Raw genomic sequence first — 23,394 nt, forward strand, 5'->3', positions numbered from 1 at the left:
AATTTCCATTGACATCATCAAATACAAAAGTATATCTCGAAATTGTAAAAAAAATCCGTTCCATTATGGAAGAGGATGGATTGGTAGCGGGGGATCGTTTGCCGTCTGAGCGTGAGTTAAGTTCACGCTTAAACGTAGGACGTTCCTCTGTAAGAGAAGCATTGCGTGCTTTAGAACTGGTAGGATTGATTGAAACGAGACGTGGTGAAGGGACATTTATTCGAAACTTTTATGATAACGGCCTTGTACAATTAATTGCTCCGTTCTTACTGCAAGATGAGAAAACAATTCGTGATTTATTACAAACGAAACGATTGCTTGAGAAAGATATGATTCGAATTGTATGTAATTTACCGAAAGAAACGTTTTCTAAAGTACTAAGTAGATTACACCAAGTACTTGAAGGAAATGAAAACTCAATCCCAACGCTTCATCAAACGTTCTTTAAAACACTTATTGAACAAGTCGATAATTATTTACTATATCGCATTTGGATGATCGTAAATGATTACGTAGCAACTCTTTCTTGTAAAGTTTCAAGAAATTCTATCGATATGTATAGAAAGCTTTATGCTACTTTGGAAGAAAAACAAGAAAATGATGCACTAAAAATTTACGATGAATTAGTAGAGAATATACAGTTTCACTCGTAATGTATAAAATTTGTCGAAATGACCATGACACGTTATGACAAACATTCTACCGCTTAGCGGTTAAAGTTAAACGTAAAGAGTGAGGTTATTAGACAGATTGAGAAGATAAGGCTAACATCAAACTTTGGTGTTAGCCCCATTTTCTTCTTACGCTAACCTTAGCTCTCAACGAAGGGGGTCAAATTGTGCTAAGAGATTTATTCGTGAAAAAGAAAAAGTACGCTGCAATACCTTCAGAACAAGTACGAAAAGATGTACCAGATGGCGTTATGACAAAATGTCCGGAATGTAAAAAAATCATGTATACGAAAGAACTTCTAAAAAATTTAAAAGTATGTGTGAATTGTGGATATCATCATCCTATGAATGCATGGGAACGTCTTGATAGTATATTGGACGAAGGGTCATTCCGTGAGTATGACAAAGAAATGGTTTCATTAAATCCACTCGAGTTTCCAGGTTATGAAGAGAAACTAGAGAGCGATCGTAAGAAGACTGAATTAAACGAAGCGGTTGTAACTGGTGAAGGAACAATTGATGACATGCTTGTTGTTGTTGCAGTAATGGATTCTCGTTTTCGAATGGGGAGCATGGGCTCTGTGGTAGGAGAAAAAATCGCCCGTGCGGTTGAAAAGGCGTACGACTTACAAGTTCCATTTATTATCTTTACTGCTTCGGGTGGTGCCCGTATGCAAGAAGGGATATTAAGTTTAATGCAAATGGCAAAAACAAGCGTAGCTTTGAAAAAGCATAGTAATGCAGGAGGATTATTTATTTCTGTTATGACTCACCCAACGACGGGCGGGGTTTCAGCGAGTTTCGCTTCACTTGGTGATTATAATCTTGCAGAACCAGGTGCACTTATCGGATTTGCTGGTAGACGTGTAATTGAACAAACGGTGCGTGAGAAACTACCGGAAGATTTCCAAACGGCAGAATTCTTACTAGATCATGGTCAATTAGATGCGGTGGTGCATCGTGATGATATGAGAGAATCGCTTCGCAAGATTTTAGAAGTTCATCAAGGAGGGGGAATGGCTGTATGGCAGAGCTAGAATTTGAAAAACCAGTTGTTGAGCTAAGAAATAAGATTCGTGAACTGAAAGACTATACGAAAAACAGCCAGATGGACTTCAGTGAGGAGATTCGTATTTTGGAAGACAAGCTAGAAAATTTAGAGGAAGATATATACGGTAATCTGAAAGTATGGGACCGTGTTCAAATTGCTCGTCATGCAGAACGACCGACAACGCTCGATTATATTGAGCACTTATTTACTGATTTTTTCGAATGTCATGGAGATCGTCTATTTGGCGATGATGCAGCGATTGTCGGCGGCATTGCGAAATATAAAGGGATGCCTGTAACTGTAATTGGGCATCAGCGCGGAAAAGATACGAAAGAAAATATTCGCCGTAACTTTGGAATGCCTCATCCAGAAGGATATCGAAAAGCATTACGCTTAATGAAGCAGGCGGAAAAGTTCAATCGTCCTATTATTTGTTTCATTGATACGAAAGGGGCTTATCCTGGTAAAGCTGCTGAAGAACGTGGTCAAAGTGAAGCTATCGCCCGCAATTTATTTGAAATGGCAGGTTTAACTGTACCTGTTATTTGTATCGTTATCGGTGAAGGTGGTAGTGGCGGTGCGCTAGGCCTTGGAGTGGGAGATTACATTCATATGCTAGAAAATTCCACTTATTCTGTTATTACACCAGAGGGTGCAGCGGCAATTCTTTGGAAAGATGCAGGAAAAGCAAAGGAAGCTGCAGAGGCAATGAAAATTACAGCAGCAGATTTGAAAGAATTAGGTGTAATTGATGAAATTATTCCAGAGGCAAAAGGTGGAGCTCACCGTAATCTTTCAAAACAGTCAGAAAATATAGATTTAATGATTAGAAAAACTTTTGAACAATTAAACGGAATTTCGAAAGATGAATTAATCGAAAAACGTTATGAAAAATATATGAAAATTGGGCAAGTTTCGTTTTCAAACGCTTCCATTGGGATAAAATAAGAAAAGCGTGCGTTCCTCTTCGCGAATGCACGTTTTTATTATGAAAAGACACATCTTCTCCATTGTGTTTTTATATTTTTTCGTGTTATTTTATTATAAGGCAAATAATCTTTATGAGGTGAGTACAAATGAAACGTATTGGTGTATTAACAAGTGGTGGAGATTCACCTGGTATGAATGCTGCCATTCGTGCAGTTGTTCGTAAAGCGATTTTCCATGATATTGAAGTATATGGTATTTACCATGGATACGCTGGATTAATTTCTGGTCACATTGAAAAATTAGAACTTGGTTCTGTTGGCGATATTATCCACCGCGGTGGTACGAAATTATATACAGCAAGATGTCCTGAGTTTAAAGACCCAGAAGTACGACTAAAAGGTATCGAGCAATTAAAGAAACATGGTATCGAAGGACTTGTTGTTATTGGTGGAGATGGTTCTTACCAAGGCGCTAAAAAATTAACTGAACAAGGATTCCCGTGTGTTGGTGTACCAGGTACAATCGACAATGATATCCCTGGAACAGACTTCACAATTGGTTTCGATACAGCTTTAAACACTGTTATTGATGCAATTGATAAAATCCGTGACACAGCTACATCTCATGAACGTACATATGTTATCGAAGTAATGGGACGTCACGCTGGTGATATCGCATTATGGGCTGGTTTAGCTGATGGTGCAGAAACAATCTTAATTCCAGAAGAAGAGTATGACATGGATGATGTTATCGCTCGTCTGAAGCGTGGTAGTGAACGTGGTAAAAAACACAGTATTATCGTTGTAGCTGAAGGTGTTGGAAGTGCAATTGACATCGGTAAGCACATTGAAGAAGCAACAAACTTTGATACTCGTGTAACTGTATTAGGTCACGTACAACGTGGTGGATCACCAAGTGCACAAGACCGTGTATTAGCAAGTCGTCTTGGCGCAAGAGCAGTTGAATTATTAATTGCTGGTAAAGGTGGACGTTGTGTAGGTATTCAAGATAACAAACTTGTTGATCATGATATTATCGAAGCGTTAGCTCAAAAGCATACAATCGATAAAGATATGTATCAATTATCTAAAGAATTATCCATCTAATTGACGTAATGTCAGATATTTGGGAACGGTTTCATAATTTTCGGAGGTGCAATATGCGTAAAACTAAAATTGTATGTACTATAGGTCCTGCTAGTGAAAGTATTGAAAAATTAGAGCAATTAATCGAAGCAGGTATGAACGTTGCTCGTTTAAACTTCTCTCATGGTAGCCATGAAGAGCACGGAGCTCGTATTAAAAACATTCGTGAAGCTTCAAAGAAAACTGGTAAAACAGTTGGTATCTTACTTGATACAAAAGGTCCAGAAATCCGTACTCACGACTTCGTAGACGGACAAGCTGAGCTTGTAACAGGTGCAGAAGTAGTTCTTTCTACTGAGCAAGTATTAGGTACTGCAGAGAAGTTCTCTGTATCTTATGCTGGTCTTTATGACGATGTAGACCCAGGTTCTCGCATTCTAATCGATGACGGTCTTATCGAACTAGAAGTAATCGAAAAAGCTGATGGAAACATCCGTACAAAAGTTCTTAACAGCGGAACTGTAAAAAATAAAAAAGGTGTTAACGTACCAAACGTAAGCATTAAGCTTCCTGGTATCACTGAAAAAGACGTAAAAGATATCATCTTCGGTATCGAGCAAAAAGTTGATTTCATCGCAGCTTCATTCGTACGTAAAGCGTCTGACGTATTAGAAATCCGTGAATTATTAGAAGAGCATGGTGCTCAATACATCCAAATCGTACCGAAAATCGAAAACCAAGAAGGTATCGACAACATCGATTCAATCTTAGAAGTTTCTGACGGTTTAATGGTAGCTCGTGGTGATATGGGTGTAGAAATTCCACCAGAAGAAGTACCATTAGTACAAAAACGTCTAATCAAAAAATGTAACGTGTTAGGTAAACCAGTTATTACTGCGACACAAATGTTAGACTCTATGCAACGTAACCCACGTCCAACTCGTGCGGAAGCAAGTGACGTAGCTAACGCAATCTTCGATGGTACAGATGCAATCATGCTTTCAGGTGAAACAGCTGCTGGTCAATATCCGGTAGAAGCAGTAACAATGATGGCTAACATTGCAGTACGTGTTGAAAAATCATTACAATACGAAGATATGTTCAAAAAACGTATTAAAGAGTTCACTCCAACAATTACAGATGCAATTAGCCAATCTGTTGCGCATACAGCACTTGCTCTTGATGTAGCTGCAATCGTAGCTCCAACAGAAAGTGGACATACTGCGAAAATGATCTCTAAATACCGTCCAAAATCTCCAATTGTAGCTGTAACATCTGACGAGCAAGTAGGGCGTCGTCTTGCGCTTGTTTGGGGTGTACAAGCGTTTATGGCTGAGAAGCGCGCAGCTTCAACTGACGAAATGTTAGATACAGCAATTCAAACAGGTATGGATGCAGGTCTAATCGGACTTGGAGATACTGTAGTAATTACTGCTGGTGTTCCAGTTGCTGAAACTGGAACAACAAACTTAATGAAAATCCACGTTGTTGGTGAAGAAGTTGCTAAAGGACAAGGAATCGGTCGTAAAGCTGCAAAAGGTAAAGTAGTTGTAGCAAAAACAGCTGCTGAAGCTGTAGCGAACGTAAATGAAGGTGATATCCTTGTTACAACAAGTACTGATAAAGATATGATTCCTGCAATCGAAAAAGCTGCTGCTTTAGTTGTAGAAGAAGGTGGCTTAACAAGCCATGCGGCTGTTGTAGGCGTATCAATCGGTATTCCTGTTATCGTTGGTGTAAACGGCGTAACAGCAACTTTAAAAAATGGCCAAGAAGTAACAGTTGATGCAGCACGCGGAATTGTTTATAATGGACATGCGGAAGTGCTATAAGTAATACGGAGAGAAGGATCGGAGTCCTTCTCTTTTTTTTACACAAAAACGAGATAGAATTAGTTTAAAGCGCCTAGAATTGCTTTTAAAAGCGGTTTGTTATGAGTTTTAGTATGAAAGGGTATCTATATTTCGTATGATGTATATAGGCGTTGTGAGGGTGTTAAAAGTGAGTTGTGAGAGGGGTGTAGAACTATGAAGTGGTTACTATTCTTGTTTATTTTAATACCGGCGATTGAGATTACGGTCTTAATTGGATCAAGTCATGTAATAGGTTTATGGTCTACGTTCGCTATGATTGTATTTACAGGTGTTGTAGGTGTGTATTTGGCGAAAAGACAAGGATTTAAAGTGCTTGGAGAGATTCAATCTAAGTTGAATAGAGGGGAAATGCCAGGTGAGGCAGTACTAGATGGTATTTTTGTATTTGTAGGAGGTATTCTCTTGGTGCTTCCTGGGTATGTGACAGATGTGCTAGGGTTTATCTGCGTGATCCCTATTACGAGAGCTTTATTGAAGCCGCTTGTTATGAAGTGGATGGAATGGAAATTTAGAAAGAACTCTACTATTATCATTCAGAAGTAGCACTTAGATTATAACGATCTAAGTGCTATTTTTTTGTCTTGTAAGAGGAGAGGGGTTTTCTGATTGAGGCTTCGCTTTACTGCGCTATTTGTGGGGGATTTCTATCTCAAAGTTGGGTTGCTCGTAAGTGTCTGATGTGGGGGCGAATGATGAGTGGGGATGAACAAAACGTCCGCTTATTATATTTGCTATATAATTTTCGTTTGAACTCTTGTTGTGCTTCGATTAAACGTGTAATTTTTAAATACTATTAATTTGGATGAATAAGATGGAGAGAAATGCAGCTGAATTAAAGTTTTGCTTTCATATAAAAGGTGGGGATTGTTAGTTGAAGCCTTATTCTATGTGGTTTTGTATATTTATTCATTTACATAAAAAGTAATAAATGTAAGTAGTAAATATATATAAAATAGAATAAAAATGTATTTTTGATTAGAAAATGTGTTTTTTATGCAAAAAAACAAGAGGATTATCCTTTTTCTGGGTAATGCTCTTGTTACATGTGAGTAGTGTGAAAAAATAAGTGAAAGGAATAATCAGTGGGAAATTCCCACTGATTACAGCTTGTTTTTATATGAATTAGAAACTTTTATTTTGAAGGTGAACCTTTAATATATTTCCACAAGTCATGGAAGACATTAGCTTTGTGTAATGTATTAAGTAGTACTAAGGTGACTGGACCGATGATTAATCCTAAAAAGCCAAAAAGCTTAAAGCCGACAAATAGAGCGACGAGTGTTGCTAATGGATCGAGACCGATGTTAGATGAAAGTACTTTCGGTTCCATAATTTGTCTTTGGACAATCACGACGATGTATAAAATGAGAAGACCAATGGCGAATGCGGTATCGCCAGTGAAAAATACGTATATAACCCATGGAACGAAGACTGCGCCTGTTCCTAAATATGGTAGTAAATCTACAACTCCTGTAATAATCGCAATAGTAATGGCGTATGGTACGCGTAATATTAAAAGTCCGATCAGTACAATGACGGTTGTCATAGATACGAGTGTAAGTTGTGCTTTCACAAAACCAAATAAAGCTTTTTTTAAGTCGACAAAAATAGTTTTTCCGTAGCCATGTACACGATTTGGTAGTAATTTTCTTGTTTTTTGAGCAAGACGGTGCCAATCGTAACTAATGAAGAAAGTGGCTAATAAAATGAATACAAGGACAGTTAACGTTGTTGGCAGTGCACTAATGAAATTTGTTAATCCGCTTATAATGGCGGTTAAAAGTTCTTTCATTTGTGTTGTTGCTTCTGTTCCTAAGTTTTGAATGTTTTGTGTAATTGTATAGCGCTGTGGTTCTCCAAGATGATTAAATTTAGAGATTAAATCATCGTAGAGAGGCATAATATGATTAAGTGCAAATTGCTGAGCGAATGTAACGATATCCGGAAACTTTACTGTAACAAGTTGGAGTAAGTATGTTGTGGCAGATATTGCTTCAGTCACAAGATATGTAACAAGTCCAACGATAGCTCCAAATACGAGAATTAAGCTAACGAGTACTGCTAGTGCGCGAGGAAATTGTAGTTTTTGATTAAGGAAATTGACGACAGGATTAATCAAATAAGCAAATGCAAAAGCGATAATAAAAGGATAGATAAGCCCTGACATGTATAGTAATACATAGAACCCAGCTATCGTTGCTACAATGACAAATATGAGTCGCAATATCATATATAGTAAGTTTCGGTTCAAAGATGTATACCTCCCATTCCGATTTGGATTATCCTAATTCGTTCAACTTATAACTAGCGTGCTCTGCTGATTAAAGTCTTACTTTAGCGGCAGTAAATCTCCCGCCAAAGCCCAATTGATGAAGGCCAATAATCAGTGGAAGATGCCCAACTGATTAAAGTGTTACTTTATGTTATAGTGGAATGATGGATTTAGCCTGCTTTTTTCGGTATATGAATGGCTGTGAAAGCCTATTCGTGATGCTACTACTATATGGTAAAAACTTCATTTTCTCTTCTTTTTATTTTACCTGTTTCTTATTAGAAAAGAAAGAAGAGACGACTGTTTTCAAAAATGTATACATGCTTAAATTTTTTTGGTGAAAGTCTCTTTTTAGAATGTATAAAAAATTGAAGGTGTTATCGATAAATAGGCATCTGTATAGCATGTATAACGATAGGTTTAAAGGTATTTTTGTTTGGAAATGAGTTCATTATTTTCAGAAAGGAAGTGTAAACATGATTAGTCAGTCAACGTTATTTTTATTCATACTACTTATTATAGGACTTATTGCTAAAAACCAATCGCTTACTGTAGCTATTGGGGTGTTATTTCTATTAAAATTTACGTTTTTAGGAGATAAGGTCTTTCCTTATTTACAAACGAAAGGAATTAACCTAGGTGTAACGGTCATTACAATAGCGGTGCTAGTACCGATTGCGACGGGGGAAATAGGTTTTAAACAACTTGGAGAAGCGGCGAAATCGTATTATGCGTGGATTGCTTTAGCTTCAGGTGTAGCAGTCGCTTTGTTAGCGAAAGGCGGCGTGCAATTGTTGACAACGGATCCTCATATTACAACTGCGCTTGTTTTTGGGACAATTATAGCGGTTGCGTTATTTAATGGGGTTGCTGTTGGTCCGTTAATTGGGGCTGGAATTGCCTATGCGGTTATGAGTATTATACAAATGTTTAAATAAGGGATTTTATAGTAATATAAAATTTTTGAATTCTTTCTGTTCACAAAAGTCAGATAATTGTTTATAATAGGATTAGAAACTTTGAAAAGTTACATAACAGCAGAGACTTTACACCAGATAAAATAAAAACAACATAAAACAATTTTATAATGATATTGTTTTATGTTGTTTTTATCATAAAACTCTTCGGAATGTATTTTCCTCACTAACTTGTTGTTTTGAGCGTGAGGATTCGGGGAGACATTCACGCTCATGCTTTCCATGTAAACCATGGACAATAAGAGGGGAACATCGCAACAAATTTGCATGATCGTGCATTTTGCTTGCCTAAAGAGTGAACGGGCGTTCATAATTCATAAGGGGAGCAAATAGATATAAGGAGCAAGGTTGGGAGAATTTTCAGGAAAAGGAGAGAATGTCATGACTGTTATTCGAGGTTTAGAAGGGGTAGTAGCAACAACATCATCTGTGAGCTCTATTATTGATGATACATTAACTTATGTTGGGTATAATATTGATGATTTAGCTGAGAATGCTACGTTTGAAGAAGTAGTGTACTTATTATGGCACCGCAAGCTTCCTAATGAAAAAGAACTAGCGGAATTTAATGAAATTGTATCTGAATACTATAAAGTTCCAGGTGAGATTTTAACATATTTGAAACAAGTAGATTTAAAAATTGCACATCCGATGTCTGTTTTACGAACCGCAATTTCCATGCTATCATTATACGATGAGAGCGCTGAAATTATGGATGAAAAGTCTAATTATTTGAAAGCGGTTAAATTACAGGCTCAAGTGGGAACTTTAGTTGCTGCTTACGCGAGAATCCGTAAAGGTTTAGATATTGTTGAGCCAAGAAAAGATTTATCATTAGCTGCAAACTTCTTGTACATGTTAAATGATCGCGAGCCAAATGAAGTTGAAATTGAAGCTTTTGATAAGGCACTTGTACTTCATGCAGATCATGAGTTAAACGCTTCTACATTTACTGCACGTGTTTGCGTAGCTACACTGTCAGATGTATATTCTGGTATTACAGCAGCAATCGGTGCATTAAAAGGTCCTCTTCACGGTGGGGCAAATGAAAATGTAATGAAGATGTTAACTGAAATTGGCGAAGAAGAAAATGTAGAGTCATATATTCATAATGCTCTTCAAAATAAAGTGAAAATCATGGGCTTTGGCCACCGTGTGTATGAGCAAGGTGATCCACGTGCAAAACACTTACGTGAAATGTCTAAGAGATTATGCGTGCTTTTAGGAGAAGACAAATGGTATAATATGTCTATCAAAATTGAAGACATTGTAACAAAAGAAAAAGGTCTTCCACCAAATGTCGATTTCTATTCAGCTTCTGTATACCATTGTTTAGGAATTGACCATGACTTATTTACACCTATTTTTGCAATTAGCCGTATGTCAGGCTGGTTAGCTCATATTCTAGAACAATATGAAAACAACCGTTTAATCCGTCCGCGTGCTGATTATAATGGACCAACGCATCAAGTGTATGTTCCAATCGCACAAAGATAAGCGAAAAACACTATTTCGATAGTGAAAATACGCTTTCAAAAGTCTGATTTTTTCGGAAAGATGTAATGATTAGAATATTTTAATTTGACTAACGGTTTGAACTGAGGGGTTATTCCCTCAGTTTCATACATATGAAATTTCAAACATGGGGGTTATCACATTGACGACAGGTGAAAAAATTACTGTAACTAATGGTGTTATGAATGTACCAAACAATCCGATTATTCCATTTATTGAAGGAGATGGAATTGGTCCTGATATTTGGGCAGCTGCATCTCGCGTAATAGAAGCAGCAGTTGAAAAAGCTTATGATGGTGAGAAGAAAATCGTTTGGAAAGAAGTGCTTGCAGGGGAAAAAGCATTCAACCAAACAGGCGAGTGGTTACCAGAAGAAACTTTAAATTTAATTCGCGAATATTTAATCGCAATTAAAGGTCCACTTACAACTCCAGTTGGCGGTGGTATTCGTTCTCTAAACGTAGCACTTCGTCAAGAATTAGATCTATATGTATGTCTACGTCCAGTTCGTTATTTTGAAGGTGTTCCTTCACCTGTAAAACGTCCGGAAGATACTGATATGGTTATTTTCCGTGAAAATACAGAAGACATTTATGCTGGAATTGAATATGCACAAGGATCTCCAGAAGCAGAAAAAGTTCTTGCTTTCTTAAAAGAAGCAATGGGTGTTAATAAAATCCGCTTCCCAGAAACATCTGGTATTGGTATTAAACCAATCTCAGAAGAAGGGACAAAGCGTCTTGTTCGTGCTGCAATTCAATATGCAATTAACGAAAAACGCTCTTCTGTTACATTAGTTCATAAAGGAAACATTATGAAATTTACAGAAGGTGCTTTCAAAAACTGGGGTTACGAAGTAGCGGAACAAGAATTCGGCGACAAAGTATTTACTTGGGCTGAATATGATCGCATTGTTGAAAAAGATGGTAAAGATGCAGCGAATAAAGCGATGGCAGACGCTGAAGTGGCTGGAAAAATCATCGTAAAAGATTCTATTGCAGACATCTTCTTACAACAAATTTTAACTCGTCCACGTGAGTTCGATGTTGTTGCAACAATGAACTTAAATGGTGACTATATCTCTGATGCACTTGCTGCACAAGTAGGTGGAATTGGTATTGCACCTGGTGCAAACATTAACTATGTGACTGGACATGCTATCTTTGAAGCTACACATGGTACAGCTCCAAAATATGCAGGTTTAGATAAAGTAAACCCATCTTCAGTTCTTCTTTCAGGTGTATTATTATTAGAACACTTAGGATGGAACGAAGCTGCGAAATTAGTAACAGATTCAGTTGAGAAAACAATTGCATCAAAAGTAGTAACATATGACTTCGCTCGCCTAATGGAAGGCGCAACAGAAGTGAAATGTTCTGAGTTTGCTAATGAGCTTATTAAAAACATGGATGTAGCGATAATCAAAAACGCATAATTAAAGCGGGGGGTAAATTATGACAATCAAACGCAAGAAGGTTTCAGTCATCGGTGCAGGATTTACAGGAGCAACAACGGCATTCTTATTAGCACAAAAAGAACTTGCAGATGTTGTATTAGTGGACATTCCACAACTGGAAAATCCAACAAAAGGGAAAGCGTTAGATATGTTAGAAGCGAGCCCAGTACAAGGTTTTGATGCTAACATTATTGGAACATCTGATTACGCAGATACTGCTGATTCTGACGTTGTCGTTATTACAGCAGGTATTGCACGTAAGCCTGGTATGAGCCGTGATGACTTAGTAGCAACGAACTCTAAAATTATGAAAAGTATTACGCGCGACATTGCAAAACATTCACCAAATGCAATTATTGTTGTGTTAACAAATCCAGTTGATGCAATGACATATTCTGTATTTAAGGAAGCAGGATTCCCGAAAGAGCGTGTAATCGGCCAATCGGGCGTATTAGATACAGCTCGTTTCCGTACATTCATCGCACAAGAATTAAATCTTTCTGTAAAAGACATTACAGGATTTGTTCTTGGTGGACATGGTGACGACATGGTACCTCTTGTGCGTTATTCTTATGCAGGCGGTATTCCGTTAGAAACGTTAATTCCGAAAGAGCGTTTAGAAGCAATCGTAGAACGTACACGTAAAGGTGGCGGTGAGATTGTAGGCTTATTAGGAAACGGTAGTGCATATTACGCACCAGCAGCTTCTTTAGTTGAAATGACAGAAGCAATCTTAAAAGATCAACGCCGTGTATTACCAGCTATTGCGTACCTTGAAGGTGAGTATGGTTATAGTGACCTTTACTTAGGGGTACCAGTAATTCTAGGTGGTAACGGAATTGAAAAAATTATTGAATTAGAACTTCTTGCAGATGAAAAAGAAGCGTTAGATCGCTCTGTAGAATCTGTACGTAACGTAATGAAAGTTCTTGTTTAATAATTGAATAGTAGTGAAAAAGATTCGGGATTCCGAATCTTTTTCTACTATTTACCGAATTGTTTTTTTGAAATAATATGAAAACGCTATCATTTGTAATATCCTATAATGAAACTGTAGATTTATACTATACATTGCCCTCATCATAGTAAATTTCGGATAAGGTATCGCTTTTAGTAGGATAATAAGGTGAAAAAATCGGAGGGGGTTGTAACATGTTAAAGAAAAAAGTTCAAATTGGTCGTAAAATGGATGAAATTACAGTAGGAGAGAAATTATCTATCACTGAAAAAATTGAGGATAAAGATTTGTTATTGTACTTAGGGTTAACGAATGATGCCAATCCATTATATATTCAGCATGATTACGCATCCCAAACTCCGTATGAAAAGCCGATTGTACCAAGCATTATGCTAACGGGAATGATTACAACGGCAGTTACGAAATATTTACCGGGTCCAGGAAGTCATATTACTAGGAAGGACCTTACGTTCGTGAAGCATGTTCACCATTATGAAACGTTACAAATCCACTTTGAAGTTGTGGCTGTTTCTGAGGAGGAACATACAATTGATATGCTTGTATCTGCTCATGATGAAAAAGGAGAAACTGTTGTAAAGGGTTCATTAACAGTAACGCCACCTTATAAATCTGTTTCCATTATGGAAAAAGCATTAGATAATTTTTAAAAGATGAAAATATGAATAGCGCTAGCATACCTTGAATAAGGATGCTAGCGCTATTTTTAGTTGAAGAATCCTTCTTTGAACCCTTCAGCAAATTCTGAGCAACCCATTTTAATCGTATTCCAGCTCGGAGCGTTGAAAGCAAGGATACATGTGACTGCTAAAGATAGAATGGGTAGTATTAGTCGCATAATAGACCTCCTGATTGTATTAATTTATATATTAAGATTAATTATATAAATATCGGTAATTGAAGTCAATGAAAGGAGTGATTCTTTTAAGTGAGGTGGAAAAAAGAAGATGTTATCTTTGAAACGATACGAAAAACTGAAGTGTGGGCCGATTCGATCGCGAATGAAATGTACGGGAGATTATTTGATGGATATGAAACGCTAGATTATAAAATAGCGTATGCTCTTTCGTTTTTCCTAGCACAAAATCAAGATTTTATCCCGCATTAACGGGCAGTAAGATCCCACCTCAAAATTCAGCGAAAGCAAAGAAGTTAGGTCGGGAATCAACTGCCCGTAAAAGCCCGATTGATTCAACTAATAATCAGTGGGGAATGAACAACCCCCACTGATTAAAGTTTCACTTTATAGTTCATACGGAAGTGAGCTTTAAAGAAGAGAGAGCAATCTATAAAGTTTGGCAAAATCCTGTGTAGTTGCAGGTGAAGCGTAATTACGTCTACTTTCTCAATTCTACACAAACGATCTCCATGAATAGACAATTATATTGAGAGGGACCTTGTTTTCTAGTATGATGAGAATAACGGGGGAAATACTAGGATGAAGAAGGTTTCAAGTCTATAACTTGGAGGAAAAGAATGAACAATCGTATTTTAGTAGTTGATGATGAGGAATTTATCTTAACTTTAATTGAATTTAATTTACAACAAGCTGGGTTTGAAGTTATAACAGCGATGGATGGAGAAATGGCGCTTCAAAAAGCGACAACAGAACGCCCAGATTTAATTATATTAGATTTAATGCTTCCGAAAATGGATGGTATGGAAGTGTGTAAAGAATTACGATTGCAGCGCGTTATGACGCCGATTTTAATGTTAACGGCAAAAGATGATGAGTTTGATAAGGTGCTAGGTCTTGAACTTGGGGCAGATGATTATATGACGAAGCCATTTAGTCCAAGAGAAGTTGTTGCTCGTGTGAAGGCAATTTTGCGCCGCACGAAATTACAACAAGAAGAACAAGTTGCAGAAGCGCCAGATGAAGATAGCATTACAATTGCAGAACTTAAAATTTTACCGGAGTTTTATGAGGCTTATTTCCAAGGAAGAAAGCTTGAATTAACACCAAAAGAATTTGAACTACTTGTGTATCTCGCGAAAAATAAAAGTCGCGTGTTGACGCGTGATCAATTATTAAGTGCTGTATGGAATTACGATTTTGCTGGTGATACACGAATTGTTGATGTTCATATTAGCCATTTGCGCGATAAAATTGAACAAAATACGAAAAAACCGACGTACATTAAAACGATACGTGGTTTAGGATATAAATTAGAGGAGCCAAAAGGGAATGAATAAATTTCGTTCCAGGCTTCTTTTTACATTTGTTTCTCTTATTGTATTTATTTTAGTTGGACTAGGCTTATTGCTAGAAACTGTGTTTGAAAACTACTATATAGATCATGCTAAAGAGAGAATGGTAAAAGAGACGGAGTATGTTGCGGCGTTAGCAGAAGAGCAAGGTTTTGATAAGGTCCTAAAAAATCCATACGTATTTGAAAAGTTAGAAGAAAAAATACCAGCTTCTATCGTATTTGTGAATGAAAAAAAGAAAGTTCAATATAGAAAAGGACAAGAATTGGCATTTAGTCCAGAGACGATTCAAGAACTTTCTTCGGAAGTGGCAAAACAACGAAGTAAAGTGATTACGAAAGAGACAGATCGAAAGAATCAATTTTATCATACGGTGTTCGTTCAAGATGTAGAAGGAAAACAAGGATACATTTTGGTGAAAAGTACAATCGATCCTTTAAGAGACGTACATCAAAAAACGTGGGGATTATTAATTATCGGATTTGTCATTGCTTGTCTCGTAGTTGTATTTTTAGGTATGAAAATTACAGGGCAATATATTAGGCCGATTGAATCAGTTACGAAAGTTGCAATTGAATTGGCGAAGGGTAATTATAAAGCACGTGCATACGAAAGTCATTCGGACGAAACAGGAATGCTGAGTAAAGCAATTAATATTTTAGCTCGTAACTTACAAGAGATGACACTGGAACAAGAAATGCAGCAAGATCGTCTGCATACGTTAATTGAAAATATGGGAAGCGGAATGATTTTAATTGATAGCCGCGGATATATAAACCTTGTAAACCGCTCTTATAAGGAAACTTTTCACGTAACAGATGAAGAATATTTAGATCGCTTATATTATGAATCGTTTCATCATACAGAAATTATTGAGCTTGTAGAAGAAATCTTTATGACAGAAGTGAAAGTGCGTAAACAAATGTTATTGCCACTTGGAATTGAGCGGAAGCACTTTGAAGTATATGGAGCACCGATTATCGGGACAAACCATGAATGGAAAGGGATTGTTCTCGTATTCCATGACATAACAGAGTTAAAGAAATTAGAACAAATGAGAAAAGACTTTTTAGCGAATGTTTCTCATGAATTAAAGACACCGATTACTTCTATTAAAGGTTTTTCAGAAACACTCTTAGACGGAGCGATGGATAATAAAAAATTCTGCGAACATTTCTTGCACATTATTTTAAAAGAAAGTGAGCGCATGCAAGGGTTAATTGAAGATTTATTAGATTTGTCGAAGATCGAACAACAAGGATTTAAATTAAATATGGGAACCGTTGATATGAAGGGGCTGCTTGAAGATATTCATATGGTGCTTGATAATAAAGCAGGAGAAAAAGAAATCTCTTTACAAGTGAATGTATTAAAACGTGCCTCTGTTATTGGAGATCCAAGTCGTCTGAAACAAATCTTTATTAATTTAATTAATAACGCGATCGTATATACACCGGCTGGAGGCGTTGTTTCAGTAGAGTTAGCGGAAGATAAATATAATGCTTATATAAAAGTATCGGATACTGGAATTGGTATTAGTAAAGAGGAAATTCCGCGTATTTTTGAACGCTTTTACCGAGTGGATAAAGCAAGAAGTAGAAATACTGGTGGTACAGGCCTTGGATTATCAATTGTAAAGCATTTAGTAGAGGCGCATCAAGGTACGATTACAGTAGATAGTGAAGTTGGAGAAGGGACAACGTTTACAGTTGTTTTACCGAAATCAGCAACTGAAAAATAGGATGAAGGATGTTTACAATATATTAACAATGGCTTAATTAAATATTAATAAAGCTCTGTTAATATAATACATGAAAACCCCTTCATCCAAGGAGTAATTTTGGACGAGAATAGTTAAACTGTTCTCGTCACTTCCCTTTATGCCAATATAAGTCTGTTTTATATATGAAAGAAAAGAACCGTTATTTTTCTTCTCTCTATTAGTCATGTTAATATAGAGAGAGGAAAGGAACGGTTTTTTTCTGTGAAAAAAATCATTTCAAATTTGCATGGGGAGGTTTCTGAGTTGGAAAAAAAGGTCGTATTAGTAGATGGTAATAATATCGCGTATCGTGCTTTCTTTGCACTACCGCTTTTAAATAACGACAAAGGTATACATACGAACGCAATTTACGGTTTTACAATGATGTTAATGAGAATATTAGAGGAAGAAAAACCGACGCATATGTTAGTAGCATTTGATGCGGGTAAAACGACATTCCGTCATAAAACATATAGTGAGTATAAAGGCGGACGTCAAAAGACCCCACCTGAATTATCAGAACAATTCCCGTTTATTCGTGAGATGCTTGATGCATTCAACGTACCGCGTTATGAATTGGAAAATTATGAAGCGGATGATATTATGGGAACGCTAGCAAAAGAAGCAAGCGAACAAGGAGCAAGTGTAAAAGTTATTTCAGGAGATAAAGATTTACTTCAACTTGTTTCTGATAACACGCTTGTATGTATTCCGCGAAAAGGGATTACGGAAGTAGATGAATATACGAAAGAAGCTTTATTTGAAAAATATAGCTTATCACCAAAGCAAATTATCGATATGAAAGGTTTAATGGGAGACCAATCAGATAATATTCCGGGTGTACCAGGAGTTGGTGAAAAAACTGCGATTAAATTGTTAACACAGTTTGGAACGGTTGAAGAAGTGTATGACAATCTAGATCAAGTAAGCGGGAAGAAATTAAAAGAAAAACTGGAAGCAAATAAAGACCAAGCTCTTATGAGTAAAGATCTTGCAACTATCATTACAGATGCGCCGATTACAGTGCATGTGGATGATATGGAATATAAAGGATATGAAGCAAGTGATGTCGTTCCAATGTTCGAGAGTTTAGGATTTACATCTCTTTTAAATAAATTAGGTGTTACGCCAGAAGAAACGGCTCCAGCTGAATTAGATGATATTACATTTGATATTGTGGAAGAAGTTACCGAAGAAATGCTTCAGCAAGATAGTGCGCTTATTGTTGAAGTACAAGAAGATAACTATCATAAAGCAGATATTCAAGGTTTTGGTATTCAAAATGAAAATGGTTGCTACTTTATTCAAAAGGACATTGCTCTTAAGTCAGATGCATTTAAAGACTGGCTTGCAGATGGAGAGATGAGAAAGCATACATTTGATGCGAAGCGTGCAATCGTTGCACTGAAATGGAACGGTATAGATATACAAGGGGTTGACTTTGATCTATTAATCGCTGCTTATTTACTTGATCCGGCTGATACAGATAAAGATTTCCGTACTGTAGCGAAAATGAAAGAAACGCATGCTGTGAAATCTGACGAAGAAGTTTATGGAAAAGGCGCGAAGCGTGCTGTTCCAGAGTTAAAAGTAGTAGCGGAGCATGTAGCTCGTAAAGTGCATGTATTATATGATGTAAAGCAAACATTCGTTGAAGAGTTAGAGAAGAATGAGCAATATGAACTGTTTACAGAGTTAGAATTACCACTTGCGCGTGTATTAGCTGATATGGAAGTAAAAGGTGTAAAAGTTGATACAGAGCGTCTTCGTAATATGGGAGAAGAACTTGCAGGCAGATTAAAGGAAATGGAACAGGAAATTTATAAGCTTGCGGGAACAGAATTTAATATTAATTCACCGAAGCAGCTTGGTGTTATTCTGTTTGAGAATTTAAACTTACCGGTTATTAAAAAGACGAAAACAGGTTATTCTACGTCAGCTGATGTACTAGATAAGCTTATGGATCACCATGAAATTATTCCAAACATTTTACATTATCGTCAATTAGGGAAACTAAATTCAACTTACATTGAAGGTTTACTGAAAGTTGTACATGAAGATTCATCTAAAATTCATACTCGTTTTAATCAAGTGTTAACACAAACAGGTCGATTAAGTTCGACGGATCCGAACTTGCAAAATATCCCGATTCGATTAGAAGAAGGAAGAAAGATTCGTCAGGCATTTGTTCCATCAGAAGAAGGTTGGATTATGTATGCGGCTGATTATTCACAAATCGAGCTGCGTGTATTAGCTCATATTGCAAATGATAAAGGGCTAGTTGAAGCATTCCAACATGACATGGATATTCATACGAAAACAGCTATGGATGTATTTGGCGTTGAAAAAGATGAAGTAACTTCAAATATGAGACGACAAGCGAAAGCTGTTAACTTCGGAATTGTGTATGGTATTAGTGATTATGGTCTTTCGCAAAACTTAGGGATTACAAGAAAAGCAGCAGCGGAATTTATTGAAAAGTATTTAGAAAGTTTCCCTGGTGTACAAGAATACATGGAGGACATCGTAAAAGATGCGAAACAAAAAGGATATGTGGCCACATTATTAAATCGTCGCCGTTATATTCCAGAAATTACGAGTCGTAATTTCAATTTACGTAGCTTTGCTGAGCGTACAGCGATGAATACACCAATTCAAGGTACTGCAGCAGATATTATTAAAAAAGCGATGATTATTATGGCAGATCGTTTAGAAGAAGAAGGCTTACAAGCGCGTCTTCTTCTACAAGTACACGATGAATTAATATTTGAAGCACCAAAAGAAGAAATTGAAAAATTAGAGCAGCTTGTACCTGAAGTAATGGAGCATGCAATTGAACTCGCAGTTCCGCTGAAAGTTGATTATTCTTACGGTCCAACTTGGTACGACGCAAAATAAGGAAGTGATGAAATGCCTGAATTACCAGAGGTTGAAAACGTCAGACGGACACTTGAAAATCTTGTAACAGGAAAAACGATTGAAGATGTTATTGTTACTTATCCAAAAATAGTGAAACGACCGGATGATGCAGAAATCTTTAAAGAAATGCTAAAAGGCGAGAAGATTGAAAATATAAAGCGAAGAGGAAAGTTTTTGCTTCTATATGTAACAAATTATGTTATTGTTTCACATTTGCGTATGGAAGGAAAGTTTTTACTACATCAAGAGGATGAGCCGATTGATAAACATACGCACGTCCGTTTCTTATTTACAGATGGAACTGAATTACATTATAAAGATGTGAGAAAGTTTGGTACGATGCATCTCTTTAAGAAAGGTGAAGAGATGAATCAAATGCCTCTTGCTGACTTAGGTCCGGAGCCGTTTGATGCTGAATTGACACCGCAGTATTTACAAGAAAGATTGCAAAAGACAAATCGTAAAATAAAAGTTGTGCTATTGGACCAGCGTCTTTTAGTAGGGCTTGGAAATATATATGTTGATGAAGTTTTATTCCGTTCTCAAATTCATCCGGAACGGGAAGCTTCTTCTTTAACAGTAGAAGAAATTGAGCGGATTTATGAGGCTACCGTTACAACGTTAGGTGAAGCGGTAAAACGTGGCGGAAGTACAATTCGGACGTATATCAACTCACAAGGGCAAATTGGTTCATTCCAAGAACTCCTAAATGTATATGGAAAAAAAGGAGAGCCGTGTGTAACTTGTGGTACGATATTAGAAAAAACAGTAGTTGGCGGGCGAGGAACGCATTACTGCCCAATTTGTCAGCCTAGAATATAGAAAAGAGATAACATCGGATAGGCATTTGTCATATACATACAGCAGAGCTATGTATAAGGGAGGAGCTTACCGATGTACCTTTATTTATCTCTTATTTTATTAGCTTTTACATTAAGCTTAGATAGCTGTAGTGTAGGGCTAACATATGGGTTAAGAAGCGTAAGAATTCCACTAAAATCAATTATAATTATCGGAATCTGTTCAGCGGCTGTTATGCTTGTTTCAATGGGAATTGGACATATGATCGCGAAAATATTTTCACCTGTTATCGCAACGCGTATCGGTGGGCTTGTTCTTATTGGAATAGGGATTTGGGTGTTATATCAATTTTTTCGAAGTGAGAAAAAAGAAGAACCGAAGCAAGAGGAGAAGGTCTGGAAATTAGAGATTGCCTCGCTAGGGCTAGTAATTCAAATTTTACGGAAACCGACTGTAGCAGATTTTGATAAATCAGGCACCATTTCTGCAGGAGAAGCATTACTTCTTGGTATCGCTCTTTCTGTAGATTCATTTGGTGCCGGAATTGGTGCATCTTTATTAGGGTATGCACCCGCTATGATGGCGATATTAGTTGCAGTTATGAGTTCTTTGTTTTTGTTTATTGGAATGAAACTTGGGACGGTTTTATCGAATATGAAGTGGTTACAAAAATTTACATTCCTGCCTGGAGTATTACTCATTATTATTGGAATTTGGAAAATGTAAGTATGGGCGTGGAACATTAGTTTCGCGCCTTTTATTATGAGGAGGATTATGATGACGGTAGTAATTGGATTAACAGGAGGCATTGCAAGTGGAAAAAGTACAGTGTCTCAAATGTTTCGTGAATTGAGCATACCAGTTATTGATGCAGATATTATTGCGCGAGAAGTTGTAGAGCGAGGAAAACCAGCATATAACAAAATAGTAGAAGTATTTGGAACGGAAGTGTTGCAAAAAGACGGAGAACTGGATCGGCCGAAATTAGGGAGTGTCGTTTTCTATAATGAAGAAAAACGATTGCAGTTAAACAAAATTGTTCATCCTGCAGTACGTGAGGAAATGAATAGACAAAAGGAAATGTACATAAAAGAAAGTATGCAAGCGATTGTGTTAGATATCCCTCTTTTATTTGAAAGTAAATTAACAAGTCTCGTTGACCGTGTTTTAGTTGTAGCAGTTACTCCTGATACACAATTAGAACGTTTGATGAAACGAAATGGTTTTTCCGAAGAAGAAGCAACGGCGCGTATTCAATCTCAAATGCCGTTAGCGGAAAAAGTGAAAAATGCAGATGAAGTGATAAATAATGATGGCACAATTATGGGAACGAAAACACAATTGCAGGTGATTTTAAAGAAATGGAACATTATTGACTAAAAAATTGTGAAATTAATGAAAATGCTTAGTGACATATCTCCTTTTTGTGTTATACTATTATTGGGATTGGAGATAAATAGTATAACGCATTCAAGGGGGATAACATATTATGACTCGTGTGGCAATTAATGGATTTGGACGTATTGGGAGAATGGTATTTCGTCAAGCAATAAAAGAAAGCGCATTCGAAATTGTAGCAATCAATGCAAGCTATCCATCTGAAACGTTAGCACACTTAATTAAATATGATACAGTTCATGGTAAGTTTGACGGAACAGTAGAAGCATTTGAAGATCACTTATTAGTTGATGGAAAAATGATTCGCCTTTTAAACAACCGCGATCCAAAGGAATTGCCTTGGACAGATTTAGGTGTTGAAGTTGTAATTGAAGCAACTGGTAAATTTAATTCAAAAGAAAAAGCAATTCTTCACGTTGAAGCTGGAGCGAAAAAGGTTATTTTAACAGCGCCTGGTAAAAATGAAGATGTAACAATTGTAGTTGGTGTGAATGAAGACCAATTAGATATTACAAAACATACTGTTATTTCAAATGCATCTTGTACAACAAACTGTTTAGCGCCTGTTGTAAAGGTGTTAGATGAGCAGTTCGGAATTGAAAACGGTTTAATGACGACTGTTCACGCTTATACAAATGACCAAAAAAATATTGATAACCCACATAAAGATTTAAGAAGAGCGCGTGCTTGCGGACAATCAATCATTCCGACAACGACAGGTGCCGCGAAAGCGCTAGCAAAAGTTCTTCCGCACTTGAACGGAAAACTTCATGGTATGGCACTTCGTGTACCAACGCCAAACGTGTCTCTTGTTGACTTAGTAGTAGACGTAAAACGTGATGTGACAGTTGAAGCTATTAATGAAGCTTTCAAAACGGTTGCAAACGGTGCGTTAAAAGGTATTGTAGAATTCAGCGAAGAGCCTTTAGTATCTATCGACTTTAATACAAATACACACTCAGCTATCATTGATGGTTTATCTACAATGGTAATGGGTGATCGTAAAGTGAAAGTACTTGCTTGGTATGATAACGAGTGGGGCTACTCTCGTCGTGTTGTAGATCTTGTAACGTTAGTTGTTGAAGAGTTAGCGAAACAAGAAAATGTGCAACACATTTAAGTGAATAAGGGGGAGGGCAAGGCAATATTTGCCCTCTTTTTTTATTTTTTTCTGAAAAGGAAAAAAATTATATGAGTATATTTTAAAAAGTGGACATACCACGAAACGTTGTGATTACTGCATTTGTGAATCGTTTATTTTTTTTAGGGAAAAGTAAAGAGGAAAATATGACAGAAAATCGAAAAAACTGTTGTTGCAAAATGAAAATAAACAAAGTATACTAACACTCGTAAACTTAAGAGCTGAGGTACGTAGTCACTACTTAAAGGGTTAGGACCTCTCTGGACTAACTTTCCCCCGTGGTAGTGGAGCAAGCCAAATTGCAAATTAGTTTTCAATTCGAACAGTTAGAATAAATTTACAAGGGGGAACTGTA

21 protein-coding genes are annotated in these 23,394 nt (G+C 36.8%); 19 read left to right on the forward strand and 2 right to left on the reverse strand.

What is annotated here, in order from left to right:
- Positions 1 to 8: 8 nt before the first annotated feature.
- From ASE54_RS22310 to ASE54_RS22335, 6 genes are all read left to right on the forward strand, one after another.
- Complete coding sequence (locus ASE54_RS22310) at positions 9 to 653, forward strand: GntR family transcriptional regulator (protein ID WP_000204446.1); 645 nt, start codon at positions 9 to 11, stop codon at positions 651 to 653.
- A gap of 185 nt (positions 654 to 838) precedes the next feature.
- Positions 839 to 1,708: an acetyl-CoA carboxylase, carboxyltransferase subunit beta gene (gene accD / locus ASE54_RS22315; protein WP_000942858.1), complete on the forward strand. Its 870-nt coding sequence runs from the start codon at positions 839 to 841 to the stop codon at positions 1,706 to 1,708.
- Positions 1,696 to 2,670 (forward strand): acetyl-CoA carboxylase carboxyl transferase subunit alpha, encoded by a 975-nt coding sequence (gene accA / locus ASE54_RS22320; protein ID WP_000818789.1) that lies wholly within the window; start codon positions 1,696 to 1,698, stop codon positions 2,668 to 2,670. The genes accD and accA overlap by 13 nt, the downstream gene beginning before the upstream one ends.
- 128 nt (positions 2,671 to 2,798) lie before the next feature.
- On the forward strand, positions 2,799 to 3,758 hold the full coding sequence (gene pfkA / locus ASE54_RS22325; RefSeq protein ID WP_000821157.1) for a 6-phosphofructokinase: 960 nt from the start codon (positions 2,799 to 2,801) through the stop codon (positions 3,756 to 3,758).
- Between the two features lie 53 nt (positions 3,759 to 3,811).
- Entirely contained in the window at positions 3,812 to 5,569 is a 1,758-nt protein-coding gene (gene pyk, locus ASE54_RS22330) for a pyruvate kinase (protein WP_001232667.1), read from the forward strand.
- Between the two features lie 195 nt (positions 5,570 to 5,764).
- Positions 5,765 to 6,154: an FxsA family protein gene (locus ASE54_RS22335; protein WP_000871631.1), complete on the forward strand. Its 390-nt coding sequence runs from the start codon at positions 5,765 to 5,767 to the stop codon at positions 6,152 to 6,154.
- 589 nt (positions 6,155 to 6,743) lie between these two features.
- Here the strand turns inward: ASE54_RS22335 and ytvI are convergent.
- Positions 6,744 to 7,862, reverse strand: coding sequence for a sporulation integral membrane protein YtvI (gene ytvI, locus ASE54_RS22340; RefSeq protein WP_001081375.1), 1,119 nt, complete (start codon positions 7,860 to 7,862; stop codon positions 6,744 to 6,746).
- A gap of 497 nt (positions 7,863 to 8,359) precedes the next feature.
- Here ytvI and ASE54_RS22345 point away from each other — a divergent pair, with 497 nt between their 5' ends.
- The 5 genes from ASE54_RS22345 to ASE54_RS22365 all read left to right on the forward strand — a co-directional run bounded on the left by ASE54_RS22345 (position 8,360) and on the right by ASE54_RS22365 (position 13,457).
- Positions 8,360 to 8,821 carry a DUF441 domain-containing protein gene (locus ASE54_RS22345; protein WP_000625507.1) on the forward strand — a complete coding sequence of 154 codons (462 nt, stop codon included), beginning with the start codon at positions 8,360 to 8,362 and terminating at the stop codon, positions 8,819 to 8,821.
- Between the two features lie 387 nt (positions 8,822 to 9,208).
- On the forward strand, positions 9,209 to 10,357 hold the full coding sequence (gene citZ / locus ASE54_RS22350; RefSeq protein ID WP_000503651.1) for a citrate synthase: 1,149 nt from the start codon (positions 9,209 to 9,211) through the stop codon (positions 10,355 to 10,357).
- Between the two features lie 160 nt (positions 10,358 to 10,517).
- Positions 10,518 to 11,810, forward strand: a complete 1,293-nt coding sequence (gene icd, locus ASE54_RS22355; RefSeq protein WP_000206893.1) for an NADP-dependent isocitrate dehydrogenase — start codon at positions 10,518 to 10,520, stop codon at positions 11,808 to 11,810.
- Positions 11,811 to 11,829: 19 nt separating this feature from the next.
- Positions 11,830 to 12,768 carry a malate dehydrogenase gene (gene mdh, locus ASE54_RS22360; RefSeq protein WP_000153232.1) on the forward strand — a complete coding sequence of 313 codons (939 nt, stop codon included), beginning with the start codon at positions 11,830 to 11,832 and terminating at the stop codon, positions 12,766 to 12,768.
- Positions 12,769 to 12,983: 215 nt separating this feature from the next.
- Positions 12,984 to 13,457 (forward strand): MaoC/PaaZ C-terminal domain-containing protein, encoded by a 474-nt coding sequence (locus tag ASE54_RS22365; protein ID WP_000914181.1) that lies wholly within the window; start codon positions 12,984 to 12,986, stop codon positions 13,455 to 13,457.
- A 56-nt stretch (positions 13,458 to 13,513) separates the two neighbouring features.
- Here the strand turns inward: ASE54_RS22365 and ASE54_RS37420 are convergent, their stop codons facing one another.
- Positions 13,514 to 13,645: a hypothetical protein gene (locus tag ASE54_RS37420; protein ID WP_001237012.1), complete on the reverse strand. Its 132-nt coding sequence runs from the start codon at positions 13,643 to 13,645 to the stop codon at positions 13,514 to 13,516.
- A 90-nt stretch (positions 13,646 to 13,735) separates the two neighbouring features.
- Here ASE54_RS37420 and ASE54_RS22370 point away from each other — a divergent pair, with 90 nt between their 5' ends.
- The 8 genes from ASE54_RS22370 (at position 13,736) to ASE54_RS22405 (ending at position 23,018) form a co-directional block, all read left to right on the forward strand.
- A complete protein-coding gene (locus ASE54_RS22370) occupies positions 13,736 to 13,915 on the forward strand; it encodes a hypothetical protein (RefSeq protein ID WP_001267359.1) in 180 nt (59 codons plus the stop codon).
- A 368-nt stretch (positions 13,916 to 14,283) separates the two neighbouring features.
- Complete coding sequence (gene phoP, locus ASE54_RS22375) at positions 14,284 to 15,003, forward strand: two-component system response regulator PhoP (protein ID WP_001065220.1); 720 nt, start codon at positions 14,284 to 14,286, stop codon at positions 15,001 to 15,003.
- Positions 14,996 to 16,759: a sensory box histidine kinase PhoR gene (gene phoR / locus ASE54_RS22380; protein WP_001032097.1), complete on the forward strand. Its 1,764-nt coding sequence runs from the start codon at positions 14,996 to 14,998 to the stop codon at positions 16,757 to 16,759. Before phoP ends, phoR begins: the two co-directional genes overlap by 8 nt.
- A gap of 285 nt (positions 16,760 to 17,044) precedes the next feature.
- A complete protein-coding gene (gene polA / locus ASE54_RS22385) occupies positions 17,045 to 19,678 on the forward strand; it encodes a DNA polymerase I (RefSeq protein ID WP_000412808.1) in 2,634 nt (877 codons plus the stop codon).
- 12 nt (positions 19,679 to 19,690) lie between these two features.
- Positions 19,691 to 20,521: a DNA-formamidopyrimidine glycosylase gene (mutM, locus tag ASE54_RS22390; RefSeq protein WP_001114475.1), complete on the forward strand. Its 831-nt coding sequence runs from the start codon at positions 19,691 to 19,693 to the stop codon at positions 20,519 to 20,521.
- 72 nt (positions 20,522 to 20,593) lie between these two features.
- Complete coding sequence (gene ytaF / locus ASE54_RS22395; RefSeq protein WP_000281729.1) at positions 20,594 to 21,226, forward strand: sporulation membrane protein YtaF; 633 nt, start codon at positions 20,594 to 20,596, stop codon at positions 21,224 to 21,226.
- A 51-nt stretch (positions 21,227 to 21,277) separates the two neighbouring features.
- Positions 21,278 to 21,880, forward strand: a complete 603-nt coding sequence (gene coaE, locus ASE54_RS22400) for a dephospho-CoA kinase (protein WP_000219323.1) — start codon at positions 21,278 to 21,280, stop codon at positions 21,878 to 21,880.
- Positions 21,881 to 21,989: 109 nt separating this feature from the next.
- Positions 21,990 to 23,018, forward strand: coding sequence for a glyceraldehyde-3-phosphate dehydrogenase (locus tag ASE54_RS22405; protein WP_000198979.1), 1,029 nt, complete (start codon positions 21,990 to 21,992; stop codon positions 23,016 to 23,018).
- The last annotated feature ends 376 nt before the right edge of the window (positions 23,019 to 23,394 follow it).

It is taken from the genome of Bacillus sp. Root131, from assembly GCF_001429475.1.
Classification (GTDB): Bacteria; Bacillota; Bacilli; order Bacillales; family Bacillaceae_G; genus Bacillus_A; species Bacillus_A thuringiensis_S.